At 51.4% G+C, this 19,019-nt stretch carries 17 protein-coding genes; 16 read left to right on the forward strand and 1 reads right to left on the reverse strand.

What is annotated here, in order from left to right; all coding sequences use genetic code 11:
• The first annotated feature begins 8 nt into the window (after positions 1-8).
• The 3 genes from pcp to BUB06_RS09505 are packed head-to-tail and all read left to right on the forward strand — an operon-like array spanning position 9 to position 1,932.
• A complete protein-coding gene (gene pcp / locus BUB06_RS09495; protein ID WP_010299172.1) occupies positions 9-656 on the forward strand; it encodes a pyroglutamyl-peptidase I in 648 nt (215 codons plus the stop codon).
• A 43-nt stretch (positions 657-699) separates the two neighbouring features.
• Positions 700-1,491: an endonuclease VIII gene (gene nei, locus BUB06_RS09500; protein WP_039472561.1), complete on the forward strand. Its 792-nt coding sequence runs from the start codon at positions 700-702 to the stop codon at positions 1,489-1,491.
• Between the two features lie 15 nt (positions 1,492-1,506).
• On the forward strand, positions 1,507-1,932 hold the full coding sequence (locus BUB06_RS09505) for a bleomycin resistance protein (RefSeq protein ID WP_010299179.1): 426 nt from the start codon (positions 1,507-1,509) through the stop codon (positions 1,930-1,932).
• Positions 1,933-1,989: 57 nt separating this feature from the next.
• Here BUB06_RS09505 and BUB06_RS09510 read toward each other — a convergent pair whose 3' ends face one another.
• The gene (locus BUB06_RS09510) at positions 1,990-3,276 is read right to left on the reverse strand and encodes a citrate synthase (protein WP_039472563.1); all 1,287 of its coding nucleotides are present in this window, start codon (positions 3,274-3,276) and stop codon (positions 1,990-1,992) included.
• A 672-nt stretch (positions 3,277-3,948) separates the two neighbouring features.
• Here BUB06_RS09510 and sdhC point away from each other — a divergent pair.
• The 13 genes from sdhC to ybgE all read left to right on the forward strand — a co-directional run bounded on the left by sdhC (position 3,949) and on the right by ybgE (position 19,006).
• Positions 3,949-4,338, forward strand: a complete 390-nt coding sequence (sdhC, locus tag BUB06_RS09515) for a succinate dehydrogenase cytochrome b556 subunit (protein WP_010284996.1) — start codon at positions 3,949-3,951, stop codon at positions 4,336-4,338.
• Positions 4,332-4,679, forward strand: a complete 348-nt coding sequence (gene sdhD / locus BUB06_RS09520; RefSeq protein ID WP_010284997.1) for a succinate dehydrogenase membrane anchor subunit — start codon at positions 4,332-4,334, stop codon at positions 4,677-4,679. The genes sdhC and sdhD overlap by 7 nt, the downstream gene beginning before the upstream one ends.
• Positions 4,679-6,445, forward strand: coding sequence for a succinate dehydrogenase flavoprotein subunit (gene sdhA / locus BUB06_RS09525; RefSeq protein ID WP_039472565.1), 1,767 nt, complete (start codon positions 4,679-4,681; stop codon positions 6,443-6,445). The genes sdhD and sdhA overlap by 1 nt, the downstream gene beginning before the upstream one ends.
• Before the next feature lie 16 nt (positions 6,446-6,461).
• Complete coding sequence (locus BUB06_RS09530; RefSeq protein ID WP_010299189.1) at positions 6,462-7,178, forward strand: succinate dehydrogenase iron-sulfur subunit; 717 nt, start codon at positions 6,462-6,464, stop codon at positions 7,176-7,178.
• Between the two features lie 275 nt (positions 7,179-7,453).
• Positions 7,454-10,261, forward strand: coding sequence for a 2-oxoglutarate dehydrogenase E1 component (sucA, locus tag BUB06_RS09535; RefSeq protein ID WP_039472569.1), 2,808 nt, complete (start codon positions 7,454-7,456; stop codon positions 10,259-10,261).
• Between the two features lie 15 nt (positions 10,262-10,276).
• Positions 10,277-11,503 carry a 2-oxoglutarate dehydrogenase complex dihydrolipoyllysine-residue succinyltransferase gene (gene odhB, locus BUB06_RS09540; protein WP_039472571.1) on the forward strand — a complete coding sequence of 409 codons (1,227 nt, stop codon included), beginning with the start codon at positions 10,277-10,279 and terminating at the stop codon, positions 11,501-11,503.
• A 197-nt stretch (positions 11,504-11,700) separates the two neighbouring features.
• Positions 11,701-12,867: an ADP-forming succinate--CoA ligase subunit beta gene (gene sucC, locus BUB06_RS09545; protein ID WP_010299192.1), complete on the forward strand. Its 1,167-nt coding sequence runs from the start codon at positions 11,701-11,703 to the stop codon at positions 12,865-12,867.
• Positions 12,867-13,739, forward strand: coding sequence for a succinate--CoA ligase subunit alpha (sucD, locus tag BUB06_RS09550; RefSeq protein ID WP_010285005.1), 873 nt, complete (start codon positions 12,867-12,869; stop codon positions 13,737-13,739). The genes sucC and sucD overlap by 1 nt, the downstream gene beginning before the upstream one ends.
• Before the next feature lie 227 nt (positions 13,740-13,966).
• Positions 13,967-15,136 carry a YfaP family protein gene (locus BUB06_RS09555; RefSeq protein WP_039472573.1) on the forward strand — a complete coding sequence of 390 codons (1,170 nt, stop codon included), beginning with the start codon at positions 13,967-13,969 and terminating at the stop codon, positions 15,134-15,136.
• 725 nt (positions 15,137-15,861) lie between these two features.
• Positions 15,862-17,430 (forward strand): cytochrome ubiquinol oxidase subunit I, encoded by a 1,569-nt coding sequence (gene cydA, locus BUB06_RS09560; protein WP_039472575.1) that lies wholly within the window; start codon positions 15,862-15,864, stop codon positions 17,428-17,430.
• A 13-nt stretch (positions 17,431-17,443) separates the two neighbouring features.
• On the forward strand, positions 17,444-18,583 hold the full coding sequence (cydB, locus tag BUB06_RS09565) for a cytochrome d ubiquinol oxidase subunit II (RefSeq protein ID WP_039472576.1): 1,140 nt from the start codon (positions 17,444-17,446) through the stop codon (positions 18,581-18,583).
• A gap of 16 nt (positions 18,584-18,599) precedes the next feature.
• Complete coding sequence (gene cydX, locus BUB06_RS09570) at positions 18,600-18,716, forward strand: cytochrome bd-I oxidase subunit CydX (protein WP_011092952.1); 117 nt, start codon at positions 18,600-18,602, stop codon at positions 18,714-18,716.
• Complete coding sequence (gene ybgE, locus BUB06_RS09575; RefSeq protein WP_010285015.1) at positions 18,713-19,006, forward strand: cyd operon protein YbgE; 294 nt, start codon at positions 18,713-18,715, stop codon at positions 19,004-19,006. Before cydX ends, ybgE begins: the two co-directional genes overlap by 4 nt.
• Positions 19,007-19,019 lie beyond the last annotated feature (13 nt).

The raw sequence follows: 19,019 nt of genomic DNA on the forward strand, positions 1-19,019 counted from the left end.
GATAACCGATGAAAACCGTTTTGATCACGGCATTTGAACCTTTTGAGGGCGAAGCGATTAATCCCTCATGGGAAGCGGTAAAAGACCTTCATCAGCGGGAAGTTGGCGGTGCGCGCGTGGTGGCCTGCCGTTTATCTTGCGTTTTCGACCTGTCGCTGGAACAGCTTTACCGCGCGATAGCCGAATGGCAGCCGGAAGTAGTGATCGCGGTGGGGCAGGCGGGCGGTCGTACTGATATTTCTGTCGAACGCGTGGCGATTAATATTAATGACGCTCGAATCGCGGATAACCGAGGTAACCAACCGATTGATACGCCGGTGGTGGAAGGCGGGCCTGCGGCATATTTTTCGACGCTGCCAGTGAAAGCGCTGGTTCAGGCATTACGTGTGGCGGGTATTCCCGCGTCGGTGTCGCAAACCGCAGGGACGTTTGTCTGCAATCATGTGATGTACGGGCTTTTACACCAGTTACATCAGCAGGGCGATGTGGTGCGCGGCGGATTCGTTCACATTCCCTATTCGCCAGAACAGGCTGCACGACACCCCGGTGAACCGAGCATGCCTACACCGTTAGTCACGGCGGCGCTGGAAGTGATGATCAAGCAATCGCTGGTGCAGCAGGTTGATGTGGCGGTGACTGGCGGCGCCCTGCACTAGTCTAGTTAATCGCACAATACGTCTGATTTTCAGGGAGTAAGGTATGCCGGAAGGACCGGAGATTCGCCGGGCGGCCGATAAGCTGGTTGAGGCCGTCGTGGGCAAAACGCTGACGCGTGTCTGGTTTGCATTTCCAGAATTGAAGCTATACGAAGCAGAATTGGTCGGGCAGCAGGTCAGGCAGATTGAAACGCGTGGGAAGGCGCTGCTGACCTATTTTAGCAACGATCGGGTGTTGTATAGCCACAATCAGCTCTATGGCGTGTGGCGAGTCGTGAATGCGGGTGAATCACCGGAAACGAAGCGGGATTTGCGCGTCCGACTGGAAACACAGGATCGCGCCATTCTGCTTTACAGCGCGTCCGATATTGAAATGCTGACGCTGGAGACGCTCTCGACGCATCCTTTCCTGCAACGTATTGGCCCTGATGTCTTGGATCTTTCACTGACACCGGAACAGGTGTGTGAGCGTCTGTTATTACCGCGCTTTCGCCGTCGCCAGTTTAGTGGTTTGCTGCTGGATCAGGCTTTTCTCGCCGGGCTGGGGAATTATCTGCGCGTCGAGATTCTCTGGCAGGCACAGCTTGCACCCCAACACACGGCAGCGCAGTTGAATGAGGAACAGTTACAGACGTTAAGTCACGCGCTGCTGGAGATTCCCCGTTTGTCCTACAACACGCGTGGCACCGTTGATGAGAATCGATATCACGGGGCGATTTTTTCGTTCAAGGTTTTCCATCGTGAAGGAAAAAGCTGCGAGCGCTGTAGTGGCATCATCGAAAGAACGATGCTGTCATCACGCCCGTTTTATTGGTGTCCGCACTGCCAGAAGTAATAATGTGAGTGATTTATGCGCAAGATGAATACGTTAATTCCAGAAATGATTGTCTCTGACTTACAAAAGAGTCTGGTGTTTTATTGCCACGTTTTGGGATTTCAGATTGAGTACGACAGGCCTGAAGATAAGTTCGCGTTCCTTTCTTTTCATGGGAGCCAACTGATGCTGGAACAGGATTATTTAACTGAATCGCCCTGGCGTGTGGAGCCTTTAGAACCGCCGTTTGGACGTGGTATGAATTTATCGATTGAGTGCCCGGATGCTCAGGCGCTGGCGGCGACGATTGAACGTGCGGGTTATACGCTACGCAGACCCGTAGAAACGTGCTGGTATCGCGATCATGAGGTGTACCACGGGGAAAGTAATTTTCTGGTACAGGATCCAGATGGCTATTTATTGCGATTCACGCAAAGTTTAGGTTGTAAGTCATCCCTTTAGTACCGTTATAAAAAAGGCCGGATGTGATATCCGGCCTTTTTGCTCGTACTGAATGGATTAGTCGTTTTTCAGATTGGACGTAAAGTCACGTTTGTCGTAGCCGGTATACAGCTGACGTGGACGGGCAATCTTGATGCCGTCGGCGTGCATTTCGCTCCAATGCGCAATCCAGCCCACGGTACGCGCCATCGCAAAGATAACGGTAAACATGGAAGACGGAATACCCATCGCTTTCAGGATGATGCCTGAGTAGAAGTCGACGTTCGGGTACAGTTTCTTCTCAATGAAGTACGGGTCGTTCAGCGCGATATGCTCCAGCTCCATCGCCACTTCCAGCAGGTCATCTTTTCTGCCCAGCTCTTTCAGCACTTCATGGCAGGTTTCACGCATGACGGTGGCGCGCGGGTCGTGGTTTTTGTACACACGGTGACCGAAGCCCATCAGGCGGAAGGAGTCGTTCTTGTCTTTAGCACGCTCGATAAACGCAGGGATGTGCTCCACGCTGCTGATTTCTTCCAGCATACGCAGGCAGGCTTCGTTCGCGCCGCCGTGTGCCGGTCCCCACAGCGAGGCGATCCCCGCGGCGATACAGGCAAATGGATTCGCACCAGACGAACCAGCAGTACGCACGGTAGACGTCGAGGCGTTTTGTTCGTGATCGGCATGCAGGATCAGGATACGGTCCATGGCACGTTCCAGCACTGGATTTACAACATATTCTTCACAAGGGGTGGAGAACATCATGTGCAGGAAGTTACCCGCGTAGGACAGGTTGTTTTTTGGATAAACAAACGGCTGACCCAGTGAGTATTTGTAGCACATTGCTGCAACGGTCGGCATTTTGGACAGCAGGCGGTAGGCCGCGATTTCGCGGTGGCGCTCAATGTTAATGTCCAGTGAATCGTGATAGAACGCCGCCAGTGCGCCAGTGACGCCGCACAATACGGCCATTGGATGTGAATCACGACGGAAACCGTGGAACAGACGGGTAATCTGCTCATGGATCATGGTGTGGCGAGTCACGGTGGTCTTGAAGGTTTCATACTGTTCTACCGTCGGGACTTCACCGAACAGCAGGATGTAACAAACTTCAAGATAATTTGATTTTTCAGCCAGTTGGGCAATCGGGAAGCCACGGTGTAGCAGGATGCCTTCGTCGCCGTCGATATAGGTAATCTTGGATTCGCAAGATGCGGTAGAGGTAAAGCCGGGGTCAAATGTGAAGTAACCTTTAGAACCGAGGGGACGAATATCAATCTCATCATACCCCAATGTACCTGATAGGACATTTAGCTCAATTGGATCTTTACCCTCTAGAGTAAGTGTTGCTTTCTTATCAGCCATTTACAGTCTCCTTAGCGCTTTAATTTTAAAAATTCTCACTGAAGAAATACCGTCATGCCTGTGCACCGGCGAGTGAAGAATGACCGGTGAAACTCTGTCGTGACACAGTCGTCAAATAGGATACAGAGTAAGGCGGATAGCCGCATTCAGGATGAAAAATTCGTTCTCCAGGTAATTAACAATCTTCAGGTTATTAGCGATCTTCAGGCAATTAACTATGCTCTGAATAGATTGTAGTCATTACCTATGATTTTTACGTGGACTCTCCCCACTGTTACATAAGTTACGCCAGTGTGGAAGTGTCGCCGTTGTGCTTTAACACATCATAAGGAATTCAATCCCCTAGTTGTAATTGAAATGTTGAACTTTTGTCAAATCAGATAATTAATTTTATATAAATTGTGAAATTCGTGATCTAAATCACTGTTCGGGGCAAATGTCACCAAACAGTTTGTATGGGAATTGTAATGGGAATGTGAAGTACTTATACTGCCGACAGGTCTCCGGAATCACCCTGCAGTAGGAGCACCCAGTATGAAAGGATCATGCGCTGTTTAGACACCGGAATGTCGATGTTTGAGCGCGTATCGTAAACCCACTTTTCAGGGCCGTAACTTTCATGCTGTCTGACCTCACATCAGGCCCGGAGGAAGAAACAATAATAAAAGCTGTGTGGGCAAATCCGTGAAAAAACAAAGACCTGTCAATCTGGAATTGCAGACGATCCAGTTCCCCGTTACTGCGATAGCATCTATTCTTCACCGCGTCTCCGGCGTTATCACCTTTGTCGCTGTCGGTATTTTACTGTGGCTGTTAGGCACTTCTCTTTCTTCTGAGGAAGGGTTCCTGCGCGCTGCGGAAATTATGGATAGCTTCATCGTCAAGTTTATCGTTTGGGGCATCCTCGTCGCGTTGGCTTATCACATTGTTGGTGGTATACGTCACCTGTTGATGGATTTTGGCTATATAGAAGAAGACTTTGCCGCAGGTAAGCGTTCTGCAAATATCTCCTTTATTATTACTGTCGTGCTTTCAATTCTGGCTGGAGTCCTCGTATGGTAAGCAATGCTTCTGCGTTAGGACGCAATGGCGTACACGATTGGTTACTGATTCGCGCTTCCGCCATCGTCATTGTTCTGTATGTAATTTATATTATTGGTTTTATTGCTACGGCTGGCGACATCACGTATGAAATCTGGCGTGGTTTCTTCGCGATGGCCCTCACCAAAGTATTCACACTGCTAACGTTATTTTCCATTCTGGTTCATGCCTGGATAGGGATGTGGCAAGTGCTGACCGACTACATTAAACCGCTGGCCTTACGCCTGACTTTACAGTTGGCGATTGTGGTTGCGCTGTTGGTGTACGTCATTTATGGAACTATTGTGGTGTGGGGTGCGTGATGAATTTGCCAGTCAGAGAATTTGATGCAGTTGTTGTGGGTGCGGGTGGCGCAGGTATGCGCGCCGCGCTGCAAATTTCCCAAATGGGCCTGTCCTGTGCCCTGTTATCGAAAGTGTTCCCAACCCGTTCCCATACCGTGTCTGCGCAGGGCGGTATTACCGTTGCGCTGGGCAACACCCATGAGGACAACTGGGAATGGCACATGTACGACACCGTAAAAGGGTCGGATTACATTGGCGATCAAGACGCCATTGAATATATGTGTAAAACCGGCCCGGAAGCGATTCTGGAACTGGAACACATGGGATTACCGTTCTCCCGTCTGGATGATGGCAGCATTTATCAGCGTCCGTTCGGTGGTCAATCCAAGAACTTTGGCGGCGAGCAGGCTGCGCGTACTGCGGCGGCGGCCGACCGTACTGGGCATGCATTGCTGCATACGCTGTATCAGCAGAACCTGAAAAATCACACCACTATCTTCTCCGAATGGTACGCCCTCGATCTGGTTAAGAATCAGGATGGCGCGGTTGTCGGCTGTACGGCGATCTGTATCGAAACCGGTGAAGTGGTCTATTTCAAAGCGAAAGCGACCGTGCTGGCAACTGGCGGCGCAGGCCGTATCTACCAGTCCACCACCAACGCACACATTAATACGGGTGACGGCGTGGGCATGGCGCTGCGTGCTGGCGTTCCGTTGCAGGACATGGAAATGTGGCAGTTCCACCCGACCGGTATTGCTGGTGCTGGGGTGCTGGTGACAGAAGGCTGCCGTGGTGAAGGCGGTTACCTGCTGAACAAGCACGGTGAGCGTTTCATGGAGCGCTATGCGCCGAACGCGAAAGATCTGGCCGGGCGTGATGTAGTTGCCCGTTCCATTATGATCGAAATTCGTGAAGGCCGCGGCTGTGAAGGCCCGTGGGGACCACACGCCAAGCTGAAGCTGGACCATCTGGGTAAAGATGTTCTGGAATCCCGTCTGCCGGGCATTCTGGAGCTGTCCCGCACGTTTGCTCACGTTGACCCAGTGAAAGAGCCTATTCCGGTTATCCCAACCTGCCACTACATGATGGGCGGTATTCCGACCAAAGTGAGCGGTCAGGCGTTGACGGTGAATGAGAAAGGCGAAGATGTGGTGATCCCTGGGCTGTTTGCCGTGGGCGAAATAGCCTGCGTCTCGGTTCATGGTGCCAACCGTCTGGGCGGTAACTCGTTGCTCGACTTGGTGGTATTCGGTCGCTCAGCGGGTATTCACCTGCAAGAGTCGTTGAACGAGCAGGGCGAAAGCCGTGATGCCAGCGAATCCGATATTGAAGCCTCGCTCGACCGTCTGAACCGCTGGAACACTACCCGTTCAGGGGAAGATCCGGTTGAAATCCGCAAGGCGCTGCAATCCTGTATGCAGAACAACTTCTCGGTCTTCCGTGAAGGCGATGCGATGGCGAAAGGGCTGGAAGAGCTGAAAGTGATCCGTGAACGCCTGAAAAATGCGCGTTTGGATGACACATCAAGTGAGTTCAACACCCAGCGTATCGAGTGTCTGGAACTGGATAACCTGATGGAAACCGCGTATGCAACGGCGGTATCGGCCAACTTCCGTACCGAAAGCCGTGGCGCACACAGCCGCTTCGACTACCCAGAGCGCGACGATGAAAATTGGCTGTGCCATTCGTTGTATCTGCCGCAAACCGACAGCATGACGCGCCGTGAGGTGAACATGCAGCCTAAACTGCGTCCGGCGTTCCCGCCGAAAGTACGTACTTATTAATTGCGGAGATCAAACGATGAAACTCGAATTTTCTATTTATCGTTACAACCCGGATGTTGACGATGCTCCGCGGATGCAGGATTACCAACTGGAGGCGGAAGAAGGCCGCGACATGATGCTGCTGGATGCGCTGATGCTGCTGAAAGAGCAGGATCCGACGCTGTCATTCCGTCGTTCCTGCCGTGAAGGCGTCTGCGGTTCCGATGGCGTCAACATGAACGGCAAAAATGGGCTGGCCTGTATTACGCCTGTTTCTGCGTTACGTCGCGGAAACAGCAAAATTGTTATCCGTCCTTTACCTGGATTACCGGTTGTGCGTGATTTGGTAGTGGACATGGGACAGTTCTATGCTCAATATGAGAAAATAAAGCCTTACCTGTTGAATAATGGGAAAAATCCGCCGGCGCGTGAGCATCTGCAATCGCCTGAACAACGTGCCAAGTTGGATGGGTTGTATGAATGCATCATGTGTGCCTGCTGTTCAACGTCTTGCCCGTCGTTCTGGTGGAACCCGGACAAGTTTGTCGGACCTGCGGGGCTGCTGGCAGCGTACCGCTTCCTGATTGACAGTCGTGATACGGAAACCACGCCACGACTGGACGATTTGGACGATGCATTCAGCGTTTTCCGCTGCCACGGCATCATGAACTGCGTCAACGTGTGTCCGAAAGGGCTGAACCCGACCAAGGCTATTGGTCATATTAAATCGATGCTGTTGCACCGTAGCGCGTAATGACTCGTCAGTACGTAACGTGTTATTGCATAAAGATTAAGTAGTAAAACATGTATCTCCCTCTGAAGTTGCTATTCTTCAGAGGGAGCGCAGGAAACCTTTAAAAACCGGCTTACGCGCCCGAACCGGTTTTTAAAGGTTCCTTAGGGGGGATGGATACCCTAAGTGCGTACCGAAGTACGACAAGTGAACCGTTTTTACGGCGAACAATATACGGACACTAATTACATGTTAACCACGGCGAAAACTGAAGCTTATTAGCTTAAGGGATCATAATGCAGAACGGCGCGATGAAGGCCTGGCTGGATTCCTCCTATTTGGCGGGTGCGAATCAGTCCTACATAGAGCAACTCTATGAAGATTTTTTAACCGATCCTGACTCGATCGAACATAGCTGGCGCTCGATCTTCCAGCAATTGCCTACGAGTGGGGTCAAACCGGATCAACTCCATTCCAAAACGCGTGAATATTTCCGCCGTCTGGCGAAAGACTCTTCGCGCTTTACCTCGTCAGTCACCGATCCCGATATTGATGCTAAGCAGGTCAAGGTATTGCAGCTGATCAATGCGTTCCGCTTCCGTGGACATCAGCAAGCTAACCTGGACCCGATCTTCCTGCGCCCGCAGGAACCTGTTGCAGAATTGGATCTGGATTACCACAACCTGACGCAGGATGATCTGCAGGAATCCTTCAATGTGGGGTCTTTTGCCATCGGCAAAGACACCATGAAACTGGAAGATCTGTATGACGCGCTGAAACGCACCTATTGCGGTTCTATCGGTGCGGAATATATGCACATGACCAGTACGGAAGAGAAACGTTGGATCCAGCAGCGTATCGAATCGGTAATGGGGCAGCCGTCATTTTCTCTTGAAGAAAAACGCCGTTTCCTGAAAGAGTTAACCGCAGCCGAAGGGCTGGAGCGTTATCTGGGTGCCAAATATCCTGGTGCCAAGCGTTTCTCGCTGGAAGGCGGTGATGCGCTGGTTCCGATGCTGAAAGAGCTGATTCGCCATGCGGGTGCAAACGATACTCGCGAAGTGGTATTGGGGATGGCACACCGTGGTCGCCTCAACGTGCTGATCAACGTATTGGGCAAAAAATCTCAGGATCTGTTCGACGAATTTGCTGGCAAGCATAAAGAACACCTCGGTACCGGTGATGTGAAATATCACCAGGGCTTCTCGTCTGAATTCGAGACGGCTGGCGGTCTGGTGCATTTGGCGCTGGCGTTCAACCCATCGCATCTGGAGATCGTCAGTCCGGTAGTGACGGGCTCGGTACGTGCGCGTCTCGATCGTCTGAATAGCCAAAGCGGCCCGCGTGTTTTACCTATCACCATTCACGGCGATGCGGCAATTAGCGGTCAGGGCGTGGTGCAGGAGCTGTTGAACATGTCGACGGTGCGTGGCTACGAAGTTGGCGGCACACTGCGTATTGTGATCAACAACCGTATCGGCTTCACCACTTCTAACCCGTTGGATATTCGTTCAACCGAATACTGTACCGATATCGGCAAGATGGTGCAGGCACCGATTTTCCACGTTAACGCAGACGACCCGGAAGCGGTGGCGTTTGTTACGCGTCTGGCGCTGGATTTCCGTAATGAGTTTAAGCGCGATGTGTTCATCGATCTGATTTGTTATCGCCGTCATGGTCATAACGAAGCTGACGAGCCAAGTGCAACGCAGCCGATGATGTACCAGAAGATCAAGAAGCACCCGACGCCGCGTAAGGTATACGCCGATCGTCTGGAGCAGGAAAAATCCATCACGCTGGAAGATGCCACCGAGATGGTCAATCTGTACCGCGATGCGCTGGATGCAGGTGAATGCGTGGTGGAAGAATGGCGTCAGATGGATATGCAGTCCTTTACCTGGACGCCGTATCTGAACCATGAGTGGGATGAACCTTACCCGCACGCCACAGAAATGAAACGTTTGCAGGAACTGGCGAAGCGTATCAGTGAAGTGCCGGAAGGGATTGATATCCATCCTCGCGTTGCCAAGGTTTATACCGACCGTGCAGAAATGGCGGCGGGCAACAAACCGTTCGACTGGGGTGGCGCTGAAACGCTGGCTTATGCCACATTGGTCGATGAAGGCATTCCGATTCGCTTGTCTGGTGAAGACAGTGGTCGTGGCACGTTCTTCCATCGCCACGCTGTCGTACATAACCAGAAAAATGGTTCCAGCTACACGCCGTTGAACCACGTACACAACGGGCAGGGCGAGTTCAACGTTTGGGACTCCGTGCTATCCGAAGAAGCGATTCTGGCGTTTGAATACGGCTATGCGACCGCAGAACCGCGCACCCTGACCATCTGGGAAGCGCAGTTTGGTGACTTTGCCAACGGTGCGCAGGTCGTTATCGACCAGTTCATCAGCTCCGGTGAGCAGAAGTGGGGCCGTATGTGTGGTCTGGTCATGCTGCTGCCGCACGGTTACGAAGGTCAAGGTCCAGAGCACTCGTCTGCCAGACTGGAACGTTATCTGCAGTTGTGCGCTGAGCAAAATATGCAGGTTTGTATTCCGTCAACGCCAGCACAGGTGTATCACATGCTTCGCCGTCAGGCGCTGCGCGGTATGCGCCGTCCGCTGGTGGTCATGTCACCGAAATCTCTGTTGCGCCATCCGCTGGCGATTTCTTCACTGGATGAACTGGCAAATGGTTCCTTCCAGCCAGCGATTGGTGAAGTAGAAGAATTAGATCCGGCAGCCGTGAAGCGTGTCGTGCTTTGTTCCGGTAAGGTCTACTATGATTTGGTGGAACAGCGCCGCAAGAACGAGCAAAAGAATGTCGCGATCGTCCGTATCGAACAGCTTTATCCGTTCCCGCATCAGTCCGTTCAAGCTGCGTTGGAACCGTTTGCCCATGTTCACGATTTCGTGTGGTGTCAGGAAGAGCCGCTGAATCAGGGAGCCTGGTATTGCAGTCAGCACCATTTCCGTGAAGTGATTCCGTTTGGGGCTTCTTTACGTTACGCAGGACGCCCGGCGTCTGCATCACCCGCCGTTGGCTATATGTCCGTACACCAGAAACAACAGCAAGATCTGGTTGATGACGCGCTGAACGTTGATTAAATAAAAGGATAGATAATGAGTAGCGTAGATATTCATGTACCCGACCTGCCTGAATCCGTCGCTGACGCCACCGTTGCTACCTGGCATAAAAAACCAGGCGATAGCGTTCAGCGTGATGAAGTGCTGGTTGAAATTGAAACTGACAAAGTTGTGCTGGAAGTGCCTGCCTCTGAAGCGGGCATTCTGGATGCCGTGCTGGAAGAAGAAGGCGCGACCGTAACGTCTCGCCAGCTACTGGGCCGTATTCGCCGTGGCGATAGCTCCGGTAAAGAAACCAGCGAGAAGTCACAGAGTAAAGAATCAACACCAGCACAGCGCCATACGGCTGGGCTGGAAGAAGAGAACAGCGACGCGCTCAGCCCGGCAATCCGCCGTCTGATTGCAGAGCACGATCTCGATGCAGCTGCGATCAAAGGCAGCGGCGTAGGCGGTCGAATTACCCGTGAAGACGTGGATAAGCATTTGGCTGCCCAGAAGAAAGAGCCTGCTAAAGCGGCTAAGTCCGAGGCACCAGCGGCTTCTCCGGCACCCGCTCTGGGCGCGCGCAGCGAAAAACGCGTACCGATGACGCGTCTGCGCAAGCGCGTTGCAGAACGTCTGCTGGAAGCGAAAAACAGCACAGCAATGTTGACGACGTTCAACGAAATCAACATGCAGCCAATCATGGATCTGCGCAAGCAGTACGGCGACGCATTTGAGAAGCGTCACGGTGTGCGTCTGGGCTTCATGTCCTTCTACATCAAAGCTGTGGTCGAAGCGCTGAAGCGTTATCCAGAAGTGAATGCGTCTATTGATGGCGAAGATGTGGTGTACCACAACTACTTCGATGTCAGCATCGCGGTATCTACCCCGCGTGGTCTGGTTACGCCAGTGCTGCGTGATGTGGATGCGCTGGGCATGGCCGACATCGAGAAGCGTATCAAAGAGCTGGCTGTGAAAGGCCGTGACGGCAAACTGACGGTTGAAGAACTGCTGGGCGGTAACTTCACGATTACCAACGGCGGCGTCTTTGGCTCTCTGATGTCTACCCCGATCATCAACCCACCGCAGAGTGCGATTCTGGGTATGCACGCCATTAAAGATCGTCCGATGGCGGTTGATGGTCAGGTCGTTATTCTGCCAATGATGTATCTGGCACTGTCTTACGATCACCGTTTGGTCGACGGCCGTGAGTCCGTTGGCTTCCTGGTGACGGTGAAAGAGATGCTGGAAGATCCGGCGCGTCTGCTGTTAGACGTGTAGTCCGACAGGTAGACTTTCGGGCGGTAACCCTGACGGTTTCCGCCCGAAATACACAGATTATGTGCTATGCAGGCCGCTTCTTCCCAGCGGCGTTATCCAAATATATCAGAGAGTTAATGGCGCTTTTCTCTACCGAAAGACTCGGTGATGAAAAACCGTCTGCCGACTTATCTCCAAACCTAAATGGATAGAACATCATGAATTTACACGAGTATCAGGCAAAACAACTCTTTGCTCGATATGGTTTACCGGCACCGACCGGCTATGCCTGTACCACACCGCGTGAAGCGGAAGAAGCCGCGTCTAAAATTGGTGCGGGTCCGTGGGTCGTAAAATGTCAGGTTCACGCTGGTGGCCGCGGTAAAGCAGGCGGCGTTAAAGTCGTCAGCAACAAAGAAGATATCCGCGCCTTTGCTGAAAACTGGCTGGGTAAAAAACTCGTTACTTATCAAACTGACGCACAGGGTCAGCCGGTTCATCAGATTCTGGTTGAAGCTGCAACGGATATCGACAAAGAGCTGTACCTGGGCGCGGTTGTTGACCGTGGCACGCGTCGCGTGGTGTTCATGGCGTCCACCGAAGGTGGCGTAGAAATTGAAAAAGTGGCGGAAGAAACGCCGGAGCTGATTCATAAAGCGGCGATCGATCCACTGGTCGGCCCACAGCCTTATCAGGGCCGTGAACTGGCCTTCAAACTGGGTCTGAGCGGTAAGCAAGTGGCTCAGTTCACCAAAATCTTCATGGGTCTGGCGACGCTGTTCCTTGAGCGCGATCTGGCTCTGGTAGAAATCAACCCGCTGGTTATCACCAAGCAGGGCGATCTGATCTGTCTGGATGGCAAGCTGGGTGCGGACGGCAATGCCCTGTTCCGTCAGCCTGAGCTGCGTGAAATGCGTGACCCAAGTCAGGAAGATTCTCGTGAAGCGCATGCGGCGCAGTGGGAACTGAACTATGTTGCGCTGGACGGTAACATTGGCTGTATGGTCAACGGTGCGGGTCTGGCGATGGGCACGATGGACATCGTGAAGCTGCACGGCGGTTCTCCTGCTAACTTCCTCGATGTAGGTGGCGGTGCGACGAAAGAGCGTGTTACTGAAGCGTTCAAAATCATCCTGTCTGACGACAAGGTAAAAGCCGTCTTTGTTAACATCTTTGGTGGCATTGTACGTTGTGATTTGATCGCTGACGGTATTATCGGTGCGGTAGCCGAAGTGGGCGTTAACGTACCGGTTGTTGTACGTCTTGAAGGAAACAATGCGGAACTGGGTGCCAAGAAACTGGCGGATAGCGGCCTGAATATTATTGCCGCGACCAGCCTGACGGGTGCAGCTCAGCAGGTTGTTGCAGCAGTGGGGGATAAATAATGTCCATTCTGATTAATAAAAATACCAAAGTTATCTGTCAGGGTTTTACCGGTAGTCAGGGGACATTCCACTCTGAGCAAGCACTTGCTTACGGTACGCAAATGGTCGGTGGTGTGACGCCGGGTAAAGGCGGCACGGAACATCTGGGTCTGCCCGTATTTAATACGGTGCGTGAAGCGGTAGAAGCGACGGGCGCAACGGCATCGGTTATCTACGTTCCCGCTCCGTTCTGTAAAGACTCCATTCTGGAAGCGATTGACGCAGGTATCGAGCTGATTATCTGTATCACCGAAGGTATCCCGACGCTGGATATGCTGACGGTGAAAGTGAAACTCGATCAGAGCGGCGTGCGGATGATCGGCCCGAACTGCCCAGGTGTGATCACGCCGGGCGAATGTAAGATCGGTATTATGCCGGGCCATATTCACCTGCCGGGTAAAGTCGGTATCGTTTCTCGCTCTGGTACGCTGACGTATGAAGCGGTGAAGCAAACGACCGATGCCGGTTTGGGTCAGTCAAGCTGTGTGGGGATCGGTGGTGACCCGATCCCAGGCTCTAACTTCATCGATATTCTGAAGCTGTTTGAACAAGATCCACAGACGGAAGCCATCGTGATGATCGGTGAAATCGGTGGTACGGCAGAAGAAGAAGCGGCGGCGTACATTAAAGAGCACGTGACTAAACCGGTTGTCGGTTACATCGCGGGTGTGACGGCACCGAAAGGTAAGCGCATGGGCCACGCTGGCGCCATCATCGCGGGTGGTAAAGGTACCGCTGACGATAAATTCGCAGCGTTAGAAGCGGCGGGTGTTAAAACCGTTCGCAGCCTGGCGGATATCGGCGATGCAGTAAAAGCGATATTATCGCGTTAATCGATGAGTCGATTAAATATACCAGCCACCTTCGGGTGGCTTTTTTTATTCCAATTTGGCTGTCTGGGATAATTGGCATAATTGAATTACGCATGACTTCTACGGGGTTTTATTGGATAATTCGCGCGCCTGTAAAGGGCTGTTAGCGATAAACAGAAGTGATGATTATCTCATTTGTTATGTGTAAGCAGGGAATGATTAATTAATTTGCCTTAAGGGGATGTTGTGTGAAAGGAAATATAAAAGCGCTAGTTCTGGCACTATCTGCGTTTACCTGTGCAGTCAGCGCACAGTCTATTAATATTGAAGTGCTAAGTGCGACTGTCAAAGATAAAAAAATTGATGATGCAACGGTTATTTTACAGAAGAACGGTGCGCAGTCAGTGACTGCACGTTCTGATGTCGCGGGCCGTGCGGCGCTTAACGCGCCATTCGACGTCGATCAAGACAGTCTGCTGATCATTAAAAAAGCAGGGTATTCCGATCTGGTAGTGAAATGCCCGTGTGATGGTATGACCTATGCGATTAGTCCAGTAATGAAAAGCCTGGACGGGATGCGAATTGTATTAACCTGGGGTGAAAAACCTGACGATTTAGATTCCCATCTTATTTATCCGGGTAATCATATTTATTTCAGCCACAAAAATGGACGCGATGCTAATCTTGATGTCGATGATACAGATAGTTTTGGTCCAGAAACGATCACGATTGATAAAAAGCGTTTAGGCGAAAGTTATATTTATGCCGTCCATGATTATTCAAATAGTGAGAAGGCGAATTCATTAGCGCTTTCCGCAAGCCGTGCAAAAGTATTTGTCTATGTTGGCAGCTCACAGGTACGTTCATATTCCGTCCCACTGAATAAAGCAGGGAATATCTGGACGGTTTTCCGTCTTAACCCTAACGGTGATTTTGAAGATATCAATGCGGTTGGCGAGGCGGATTTCACCAAAGTGAAGGACAGCGATGTGCTGCCAATGGTGCTTAACCCGGCGCAGACGGCAGCTTCTGTTACTGGGAATACCGCGCTGGCAAAAAGCCTCAATCGTGACGGCGAAGCCGCCTATGGGCGCGGTGAGCTAGAGCAGGCCACCACACTCTTCCTGGCAGCGATCGATCAGGACAGCGCGTTTGGTCAGGCATATAGCAACCTGGGCCTGACCTATCAAAAACGCGGCAACATTGCCGAAGCCATTTGGGCCAACCGCAAAGCGATTGCGTTGGCAAATGGTAGCAACGCGGCAACCACGCGTGCCAGCTCGTACTACAATATTGCAAAAATCTACGAGAATGCGGGTCAGTTCAGCGATGCACTCCAGCATTACGAGCTTGCAAGAAGCGAGAAAAGTAACACGGTTTACGATAACGCCATTGAACGGATGAAAGCGAAGCAGTAAATCGCAGCATCTTGCTACGTGTCACTTAACCTGCAACCACAGCGGAGGCCTTTTGGTCTCCGCTGTGGCATGGAGCGTTACAAGCTGGCGATTCATAGGGGGGGAAGGGCAGGGGAATTCATGGCGAAAATACAGCGCGGTTGTCAGCAATAAAAAATAGAAATTTGACATAAAATAGAAGATAAAAACACATGTGAATAATCGATAACGGAAAGTAAAAATTATATTGCCGAATTAATTTTAATTAAACCTAAAAGTCACATTGCATTAACAATGAGTGTAATAAGGAAATTAATGCAACGCGACAATCACGAGAAAAGCGTTAAATTGTTTTAGATCAAAAAACGCCTCTGGATATAATTTCTGAAATAGGCTTAAATTGCGCGAGGTCAATTATCGTCTTTCACGCCGTCTAGTGGAAAAGTTGATTTGAAGCCAAAAACCTAGTCTGGGTCACGTAAAAACCTATTTATTGTAGGGGATTACAGGCGTAATATACGGCTACCTCCCTATGGGGTATGCGATTTGTAATACTTGTGATTTATCTTGAGCTTGCTGTCGGGGTATCGCGATGCGACTGCCCTGGTGAACGGTATTTCTAGCGTTCATTACAGCCTGTGTTAAAGCAATTCTTGTTGTGTTCTTTTTGGGTGTAATGGCCGGATGTTTGGCAGCTTGTCAGCGTTTGCAAGCTAATCCCTTCCTGCGAGGAGCAAGGAGTCAAAATGTTTGATGTAGTCGAACTGTCACGTTTACAGTTTGCCTTAACAGCAATGTACCATTTTCTATTCGTACCATTAACGCTGGGGATGGCGTTTTTGCTGGCGATTATGGAAACGGTATATGTGCTGTCCGGCAAACAAATCTATAAAGATATGACCAAATTCTGGGGCAAGTTATTTGCAATTAACTTCGCTCTGGGGGTCGCTACCGGATTGACCATGGAGTTTCAATTCGGGACCAACTGGTCATATTTCTCTCACTACGTCGGGGATATTTTCGGCGCGCCGCTAGCGATTGAAGGCCTGATGGCATTCTTCCTGGAATCGACCTTTGTTGGCTTGTTCTTCTTCGGCTGGGACCGTTTAGGAAAAGTGCAGCATATGGCCGTGACCTGGCTGGTTGCGCTGGGCTCTAACTTCTCTGCACTGTGGATTCTGGTTGCCAATGGCTGGATGCAGAACCCCATCGCATCGGATTTCAACTTCGAAACCATGCGTATGGAAATGGTGAGCTTCGCCGATCTGGTACTGAACCCGGTTGCTCAGGTGAAATTCGTTCACACGGTAGCGGCAGGTTACTGTACGGGCGCGATGTTCATTCTGGGTATCAGCTCTTACTATCTGCTGAAAGGCCGCGACATTGCGTTTGCCAAGCGTTCATTCGCTATTGCTGCAAGCTTCGGTATGGCTTCTGTCCTGTCCGTTATCGTACTGGGTGATGAATCTGGTTATGAAATGGGTGACGTACAGAAAACCAAACTGGCAGCAATTGAAGCAGAATGGGAAACGCAACCTGCACCAGCATCCTTTACGCTGATCGGCATCCCCAATCAGGATACGATGGAAAATAACTATGCCATCAAGATCCCTTATGCTCTGGGGCTCATTGCCACGCGTTCAACGGATAAAGAAGTTACCGGCCTGAAAGAGCTGATGGAGATGCATGAAGTGCGTATTCGCAATGGTATGAAGGCTTACCAGTTGCTGGAAGAATTACGCGCGGGCAACACCGACCCGGCAGTAAGGCTGGCGTTCGAACAGTCCAAACAGGATCTCGGTTATGGCATGCTGCTGAAGCGCTATACGCCGAAAGTCTCTGATGCGACAGAAACGCAGATTCAACAGGCGGTTAAAGATTCTATCCCGCGCGTTGCACCACTGTATTTCTCTTTCCGTATCATGGTGGGCTGTGGCGTTCTGATGCTGTTAATCATCGGCCTGTCTTTCTGGTCTGTTCTGCGTAACAAAATTGGTCAGAAACGTTGGCTGCTCCGTACGGCGTTGTACGGTATTCCGCTGCCGTGGATTGCTATCGAAGCTGGCTGGTTTGTGGCTGAATACGGCCGTCAGCCTTGGGCTATCGGTGAGATTCTGCCGACAGCCGTTGCAGCGTCATCATTGACCGCAGGGGATATTCTGTTCTCCATGGGGCTGATCTGTGGTCTGTATACGCTCTTCCTGATTGCAGAAATGTATCTGATGTTCAAATTCGCACGTCTGGGGCCAAGCAGCCTGAAAACAGGACGCTACCATTTTGAACAACCTATAGCGGCTGCGCAGGAAGCACGGTAAACAGGAGTCCACTATGTTTGAATATGAAGTCTTACGTTTTATCTGGTGGCTGTTGATCGGTATTTTGCTGATTGGCTTCGCCATCACTGATGGTTTTGACATGGGCGTGGGCATTCTGGTGCGTCTGATGGGACGTGGTGATACCGAACGTCGCGTTATGATTAACAGTATTGCGCCGCACTGGGATGGTAACCAGGTCTGGTTGATCACCGCAGGTGGTGCGCTGTTTGCTGCCTGGCCGATGGTTTATGCCGCCGCGTTCTCTGGTTTCTACATTGCCATGATTCTGGTGTTGGCCTCACTGTTCTTCCGTCCTGTCGGCTTCGATTACCGTTCAAAAATCGAAGATCCGCGCTGGCGTGGCATGTGGGACTGGGGCATCTTCATCGGTAGCTTTGTCCCACCGGTAGTGATTGGGGTGGCATTTGGTAACCTGTTGCAGGGTGTACCGTTCCACGTCGATGAATATCTGCGTCTGTACTACACCGGAAACTTCTTCCAACTGCTGAACCCGTTTGGCTTGTTGGCGGGTGTGGTTAGCCTGACGATGATCCTGACTCAGGGTGCAACCTACCTGATGATGCGGACCACGGGCGATCTGCACGTGCGCTCCAAATCCGCCGCGCAGATTTCCGCGCTGGTGATGATGGTGACGTTTGCTCTGGCTGGCGTATGGGTGGTTTACGGTATTGATGGTTATGTGGTGACGTCGGCGATCAACACCGCGGCTGAGTCTAACCCGCTGCGTAAAGAAGTCGTTCATCAGGCGGGTGCCTGGCTGATCAACTTCAATAACCATCCGGTATTGTGGGCTATCCCGGCTCTGGGCGTAGTGCTGCCAGTGCTGACTACCCTTATGGCGCGTGCAGAGAAAGGGGCTTGGGCATTCCTGTTCTCTTCTCTGACTATCGCGTGTGTGATTCTGACCGCAGGGATCGCTATGTTCCCGTTCATCATGCCGTCAGTGACTGTGCCTAACGTCAGCTTGACGGTATGGGATGCGACATCAAGCCTGCTGACGCTGAAAGTCATGACAGTGGTTGCGATGATTTTCGTTCCTATCGTGCTGTCTTACACCGCATGGTGTTACTACAAGATGTTCGGTCGCATTACCAAAGAGCAGATTGAGCAAAACACTCACTCTATGTACTAAGTAAGGAGCTTAATTTATGTGGTATTTTGCCTGGATACTCGGAACGCTTCTTGCTTGCTCACTAGGGATCATCACGGCCCTGGCTATTGAGCAGAGTGAGGCAAGCAAAGCGGCTGAAGAAGATAAGCAATGAGTGATCTGGTCGATAAACTCTATCGCCTGATGGATAAGAGCCCGTTAAGGGCTCTTTCCCTTATCATGGCGTTGCTGCTGGCTGGTTGCGTATTCTGGGATCCGACGCGCTTTGCCGCGCGGACCAGTGAGCTCGCGGTTTGGCAGGGGCTGCTGTTGATTTGGGCCGTTTGCGCTGGCGTTGTTCATGGCGTTGGTTTTCGTCCACATCGCCTGCTCTGGCGCGCGTTTTTCGCACCACTTCCCGCCTTTGTGATCCTGTGCGCAGGATTGTACTATTTCTTCGGCTAAAATAGCCTCCTAT

The sequence above is a fragment of the Pectobacterium carotovorum genome (genome assembly GCF_900129615.1).
In the GTDB taxonomy this organism is placed as follows: domain Bacteria; phylum Pseudomonadota; class Gammaproteobacteria; order Enterobacterales; family Enterobacteriaceae; genus Pectobacterium; species Pectobacterium carotovorum.

What these genes read in the sequence shown, in the direction of transcription:
- pcp (WP_010299172.1), top strand. Translation starts at nt 9, where the DNA reads ATGAAAACCGTTTTGATCACGGCATTTGAACCTTTTGAGGGCGAAGCG.
- nei (WP_039472561.1), top strand. Translation starts at nt 700, where the DNA reads ATGCCGGAAGGACCGGAGATTCGCCGGGCGGCCGATAAGCTGGTTGAG.
- BUB06_RS09505 (WP_010299179.1), top strand. Translation starts at nt 1,507, where the DNA reads ATGCGCAAGATGAATACGTTAATTCCAGAAATGATTGTCTCTGACTTA.
- BUB06_RS09510 (WP_039472563.1), bottom strand. Translation starts at nt 3,276, where the DNA reads ATGGCTGATAAGAAAGCAACACTTACTCTAGAGGGTAAAGATCCAATT.
- sdhD (WP_010284997.1), top strand. Translation starts at nt 4,332, where the DNA reads ATGGTAAGCAATGCTTCTGCGTTAGGACGCAATGGCGTACACGATTGG.
- sdhA (WP_039472565.1), top strand. Translation starts at nt 4,679, where the DNA reads ATGAATTTGCCAGTCAGAGAATTTGATGCAGTTGTTGTGGGTGCGGGT.
- BUB06_RS09530 (WP_010299189.1), top strand. Translation starts at nt 6,462, where the DNA reads ATGAAACTCGAATTTTCTATTTATCGTTACAACCCGGATGTTGACGAT.
- sucA (WP_039472569.1), top strand. Translation starts at nt 7,454, where the DNA reads ATGCAGAACGGCGCGATGAAGGCCTGGCTGGATTCCTCCTATTTGGCG.
- odhB (WP_039472571.1), top strand. Translation starts at nt 10,277, where the DNA reads ATGAGTAGCGTAGATATTCATGTACCCGACCTGCCTGAATCCGTCGCT.
- sucC (WP_010299192.1), top strand. Translation starts at nt 11,701, where the DNA reads ATGAATTTACACGAGTATCAGGCAAAACAACTCTTTGCTCGATATGGT.
- sucD (WP_010285005.1), top strand. Translation starts at nt 12,867, where the DNA reads ATGTCCATTCTGATTAATAAAAATACCAAAGTTATCTGTCAGGGTTTT.
- cydA (WP_039472575.1), top strand. Translation starts at nt 15,862, where the DNA reads ATGTTTGATGTAGTCGAACTGTCACGTTTACAGTTTGCCTTAACAGCA.
- cydB (WP_039472576.1), top strand. Translation starts at nt 17,444, where the DNA reads ATGTTTGAATATGAAGTCTTACGTTTTATCTGGTGGCTGTTGATCGGT.
- cydX (WP_011092952.1), top strand. Translation starts at nt 18,600, where the DNA reads ATGTGGTATTTTGCCTGGATACTCGGAACGCTTCTTGCTTGCTCACTA.
- ybgE (WP_010285015.1), top strand. Translation starts at nt 18,713, where the DNA reads ATGAGTGATCTGGTCGATAAACTCTATCGCCTGATGGATAAGAGCCCG.